A 5,316-nucleotide genomic window follows, 5' to 3' on the forward strand; every position below is an offset into this window, starting at 1 on the left:
CTTCTGCTTTTGGCGCTGGTGACTCTGGTGCTTCTGCTTTTGGTTCTGATACCGTTGGCTCTTCTACTTTCGGTGCTGGAGATACGGGTGCTTCTGCTTTTGGTTCTGATACCGTTGGCTCATCCGCTTTCGGTGCTGGGGTCGCTGGCTCTTCTACTTCTGGTGCCAGTGTTGCTGGTTCTTCCGCTTTTGGCGCCGGTGACACTGGTTCTTCCACTTTTGGTGCTGGGGGCGCTGGTTCTTCCGATTTTGGTTCTGATACCATTGGCTCTTCCACTTTCGGTGCTGGCGCTTCAGAACTTGGATTTGAAACTACAGGTTGATTTGTTGTCCCTATATTTGAAAGGGCCTTGTCTACTACTGGACTTGATTCAGTTGAGTTCCCTGATTCAATTGTAGTATCTGCAGATGGAGCATGTAAAGTTTCTGATCTTGTTTCGGCTTTTGGCGCAACTGAGACTGAGGTTTCTGATTTCGATGCCGGCAATACTGACTCTTCAGCTTTCTCTGCTGACGCCGCTGGGATTTCCACAGCTACTGGTGTCGTTTGTTTAACAGTAGTCCTTTGTTCACCAGTTACAGTATCTGTTTTTGTTTCAACTTCATAACTTTGACGACTACCAGAATTATCAATCGACACTCGCTGTCTTTTTACTTCTGTATTTCCATCTTTTAGAAAAGCCTCTTCGCTAAAATACAATTTATTATTAGCAAAAATCAAATCTCTATTTGCAATACGATTTATCTCAACCAAACTATCAACAGATAGCCCTGTTGCCCCACTAATAGCACTCAATGTATCTCCCCACTTAATTGTGTAGTGTGATAAATTGTCTATATTTAAAATATCAGCTTTCACTTCCTCAACTGTTCTGGCTACCCAAACACCATCTTGTTCACTGGCTGATACAGTTGGAGATAAAAAGCCTAGCCCCAGTAGAATCACACCTGTCGCAACAATTGCACCCGTTCTTAATTTTCTAAAACCACGGAGGGATAAGCTTCCTCTAACATTTGTTTGTCTCATAATATTTATTTTTCCTCACTATTCTATATTTTCCAAGGTAGACCCTGCCTAGGTCTACTAGCCTATGTTTGCGATATGGATAGGCTTCTACAGATTTATCTATAGATTTTTATGCACAATTCCATATATAAGTTGCGAAACCCCTTTCTAATAAATTCCATAACTTTAGTATATCATATTTAACACTAAAGTACAAAGAAAGCAACTGAAAGCAATGATTTTCACCACTGCTTTCTGCTTCATGTATCATTTTAAAACTTTCAGTTGCTAGCCTCATTTTTCAGTCTAGCATCAGTATTATTCACCATCCAGCAAAAGCTCTTTTGGTTGTTTTCTAAGGAGATTGCTTGAAGCAAGCGCCATAACGAGAACCACTAGAACCAAGGCTAGGACAAAGACGATGATAAAGTCTGAAGTCTGAATAGAAATATCTAGGCTCGACAAGGTCTTGCTAAAGCCATCTACTTCTGCACCACCACCAAGGTTAGAGGCTTGAGCCGCCTTACTAGCCTGTTTGGCAACACCTGAAGTCACATTGGCAAGGACAGTGTTTCCAATTGCACGGGCAGTGTAATTAGCTAGGAAGTAAGCAGAAACTAGAGCAGGGATAGCAATCAAGATAGATTCGGTTATGAATTGCCCCAAGATACTTGCCTGCTTGAGGCCGATAGAGAGGAGAATTCCCACTTCCTTGCGACGGGCGTTGATCCAAAGGCTGAGCAAGAGGGCAAGGAGGAGAACTGAGAAGCTCAAGCTACCCCAGAAGAGGAGGTTGGCCATCTTGTACATACCAGAGATAGATTGCTCAAGAGCTGGGTAGTTAGAGGAGCTCTTGACGAGTGTGTAGCTCTTCCAGTTGATACCACTGATGCCATTCAACTCTTTCATAACATCATCCAAGTTCTTGTCTGCTGTTACAAAGAAGGTTGCGTCCCCATAAATGGCTGTGTCTTCTGTGTATCCATAAAGTTTTGCAGCAGTGTGAATGTCTGTAATAGCTGTGTTTTCGTAAAGTTCTTGTGAGTAGGTTACTGCTGACTTATTATGACCATCAAAGAGTCCCTTGATTGTCACTTCAACTGTTTCCTTGGCTCCTTTTTCATTGTCTGCATCGTAGATATTGGAGTCCAGTTTAACCTTGTCCCCTACTTTCCAGCCGTGTTTGGCTGCCAAGTCCTTGTGCAAGAGGATTTTATCCTTGTCGTCGTTGGTTAAGTGCTCTCCTTCGACTAGTTTATAAGAACCAGAGACAAACTTGTCTTCTTTAGAGGAGTCATTGACACCAGTGATCATCAAGCTACTTCCAAAACGTTTGGCACGATCAGCAGTGAAATTCTTCTTGGTTTCTGGCGTTTCAATGAGGTCATATCCAGTCAAATCTCCGATAGCGTTGATACGTTTGACATAAGACTCGATGGCCTTGTTTTCGGTGATTTTTTTGATGTCTTCACCCTTGATATTCCCAGCACCACGAGGCGTTCCTTGGTTGACGCGACGATTGATTTGCATGGAGAAGCTGTTGGTGATATTTTTAAAAGTCTCCTGAGAAGCCTTGGCAGTAGCTCCCTTGATCGACAAGCCAACCAAACTCAAGCTCGCCATGAGGAGAATAATCAGGAAGATGACAATCGATTTGAAAAACTTCCTTGTAACATAGGCAAATGCGTTGTGTAACATAGGTTCCCTTTCTAGATTTTATTCTATTTTATAGTTTGAACAGAAAAAGTTCGTATTATTTCGTAGTATTTCGAGTTTCAGTCAGTTTCTTATCTTTCAACTCAAGTGTAATATCTGATGCTTGTGCCACTTCTTTGCTGTGGGTTACGACGATGACACATTTACCTGTTTTCTGGGCAAGTGATTTGAGCAGTTCGACAATATCTCCAGCAGTTTTAGGATCCAGATTTCCTGTTGGCTCATCAGCTAGAATAACTGGAGCTTCTGAGACCAAACTGCGAGCAATGGCAACACGTTGCTGTTGACCACCTGATAACTGGAGAACATTCCGCTTGATCTGATTTTCATCTAAACCAAGCTCAAGTAGTGTATCCTTGCTTGCCTTTTTGTTGACCAAGCGGATATTTTCCAGTGGAGAAAGATAATCTATCAAGTTATAATTTTGAAATACCAGGGAAATATGGTGCATACGATGGTAGGAATACCCCTTCTTACGAATATCCTCTCCTTGGAAAAGAATCGAACCTTCAACAGGACTATCTAAACCAGCAAGTAGGGACAAGAGAGTGGATTTCCCCGCTCCTGACTCCCCAATAATACTGTAAAATTTCCCAGGTTCAAAATGATAATTGATCTGATATAGGACTGCCTCAGCAGTGTTCTTATAACGGTAGTTAAGGTCTTGTAATTGTAATAAAGTCATGATTTCTCCTTCTTAACTAATAGATGATAAAATTTCTTTCGGCGATTTTCTAAATAAGAATAGGAAGCAAAGGGCTACAGATAAGCAACTAAGCAGAACTAAAAAAACATAGGATTCTGCAAAAGATAGGATGCTGGTTGATAAACTGCTTGCTTTAGCTAGCGTGTCTTGTAAGCTTGCCTGTTCTCCACTTGCTAGTAGGGTTTGGAGTAGGTAAGATGTGATTGCGTTGTCTGCAGCAAATGCTGGAAGCAAAGCACCGAGAGAGACCAAAACTACCTCTAAACAGAACTGTAGGAAGATTGAGGTCTTGCCTTTTCCAAGTGCCAGTAAAATCCCCACTTCGTAGACCCTTTCTCTCAACCAGAGAGACAAAACAAGAATTAAGGCCCCTGCTCCTGCTATCAACATCCCATAAAGGAAGATGGTCAGGAAGGTTTGGAAAGTTGCAACTGAGTCTTTGATTTGTTCAAAGGCCTTATTTTCCTTCTCAACTTGGTATCCTTGACTTTCCAAGGCTAAGTTTTCCACCTGCTCCATGAGTCCGTCCATTTCCTTGGGATTTTCTACATAGAAGCGCGCTGCACTGACTAGAGATTCACTATTTCCCAAAAGGCTTTGGCTACTTTCATAGTCTGTAAAGACTTGATTTTCACTGAAGTCAGAAGACAAGCCTGTGAATTTCTCCTGTTTTTTACCAGAAAAGATGCCAACAATTTCAAACTCAACTGTTTGTCCTTTACCAGCTTCGGACTGACCAGCATCTAAGGCAATCTTGTCATGAAGCGAAAGACCATTCTTCTTAGCCAACTCTTCGTGAATGAGAATTTTCTTGGAATCCCCTTTTTGAAGATGTCTCCCTTCTTTTAGATTGAAAGCTGAACTGGTAAAGGTCACATCCTTGGATGAATCCTCCAGAGCTGTTAAGCTAACCAAGTTCTTGTCCGCAGCTGACAAATCATCACGTTCAACGCTCTGCTCGCCACTCACCGCTTCCTTGTCTTTCAGTTTTGCGACCGTCTCCAGTTCAGGAGAGACATTTTCCAGTCCCTTAACCTTGCTCACGGATGCTAGGTCTGACAACTTGAAGGTCTGACCATTTTCTATCTTCTTAATAGAAAAAGATGTATTGAGTGATTTGTAAAGATTGGTTTCAACTGTTTTGTTGGACTTCATCAGCGTCAAACAGGCTGAAATTCCAGCCAATAGGACCAATAAAATCAGAAATAAAATAAAACTTCTCAGTCGTTTTCTGCTGACATAAGCCCAAGATCTTTGGATTGGATTCATTTGTCACCTCCATATTTGTAAGACTATTATAAAACCCAAATATGAAATGTTTATGAAATACGAAAAAAATATCGAGTAGGGGATAATCTCTAGTCCCTCTCACACCACCGTACGTGCCGTTCGGCATACGGCGGTTCAACTAACTTTTAAAGCATGTCGTTCAAGGTCATAATCCAAACACAAAATCAGTCCACGTTTTTCTTAGGCTAAAAGAGTCCACTGGACTCTTTTACTCCGTCCCATAACCAATGATTTAATAGCGCGTTCAGCTAGATTATTGGAAAGGACCAGATGCCCGTCTTTCAATAGAAATCACGACTTTCTGATGAATTTATTTTGGGAGTGATAGAAAAGCCCTTCATAAGCCAGTCTACTTGTTCAGGCGTGAGAGCTTTGATATCCTTTTCTGTACTGGGCCAAGTCAGTCTGCCGCTCTCAAAGCGTTTATATAGTAGCCAAAATCCTTGACCATCCCAGTAAAGGGATTTAAAGCGGTCTTTACGTCCACCACAAAAGAGAAAGACTTGACCTGAAAAGGGATTTAATTCAAAGTGGGTTTTAATGAGATAAGCCAGTGAATCAATGCCTTGTCTCATATCCGTTTTCCCACACACGAGAT

General features: G+C 41.7%; 5 protein-coding genes and 1 pseudogene. All 6 read right to left on the reverse strand.

The window, feature by feature from the left end; all coding sequences use genetic code 11:
- Nucleotides 1-1,027: LysM domain-containing protein (locus HT719_RS11725; RefSeq protein WP_240156569.1), on the reverse strand; the 1,027-nt coding region annotated here is incomplete at its 3' end.
- Nucleotides 1,028-1,324: 297 nt separating this feature from the next.
- The gene (vex3, locus tag HT719_RS09035; protein WP_138702377.1) at nucleotides 1,325-2,704 is read right to left on the reverse strand and encodes an ABC transporter permease subunit Vex3; all 1,380 of its coding nucleotides are present in this window, start codon (nucleotides 2,702-2,704) and stop codon (nucleotides 1,325-1,327) included.
- 55 nt (nucleotides 2,705-2,759) lie between these two features.
- On the reverse strand, nucleotides 2,760-3,407 hold the full coding sequence (gene vex2 / locus HT719_RS09040; RefSeq protein WP_000173719.1) for an ABC transporter ATP-binding subunit Vex2: 648 nt from the start codon (nucleotides 3,405-3,407) through the stop codon (nucleotides 2,760-2,762).
- 12 nt (nucleotides 3,408-3,419) lie between these two features.
- Complete coding sequence (locus tag HT719_RS09045; protein ID WP_172928949.1) at nucleotides 3,420-4,697, reverse strand: ABC transporter permease; 1,278 nt, start codon at nucleotides 4,695-4,697, stop codon at nucleotides 3,420-3,422.
- A 234-nt stretch (nucleotides 4,698-4,931) separates the two neighbouring features.
- A pseudogene (locus HT719_RS09050) lies at nucleotides 4,932-5,006 on the reverse strand (transposase); the annotation flags it as partial.
- Nucleotides 5,000-5,316, reverse strand: a 317-nt coding sequence (gene tnpB / locus HT719_RS09055; RefSeq protein WP_172928951.1) for an IS66 family insertion sequence element accessory protein TnpB, incomplete at its 5' end; no start/stop codon positions are given. The gene tnpB and the pseudogene HT719_RS09050, both read right to left, overlap by 7 nt.

The sequence above is a fragment of the Streptococcus sp. k-378 genome (assembly GCF_013277505.1).
Lineage (GTDB): Bacteria > Bacillota > Bacilli > Lactobacillales > Streptococcaceae > Streptococcus > Streptococcus pseudopneumoniae.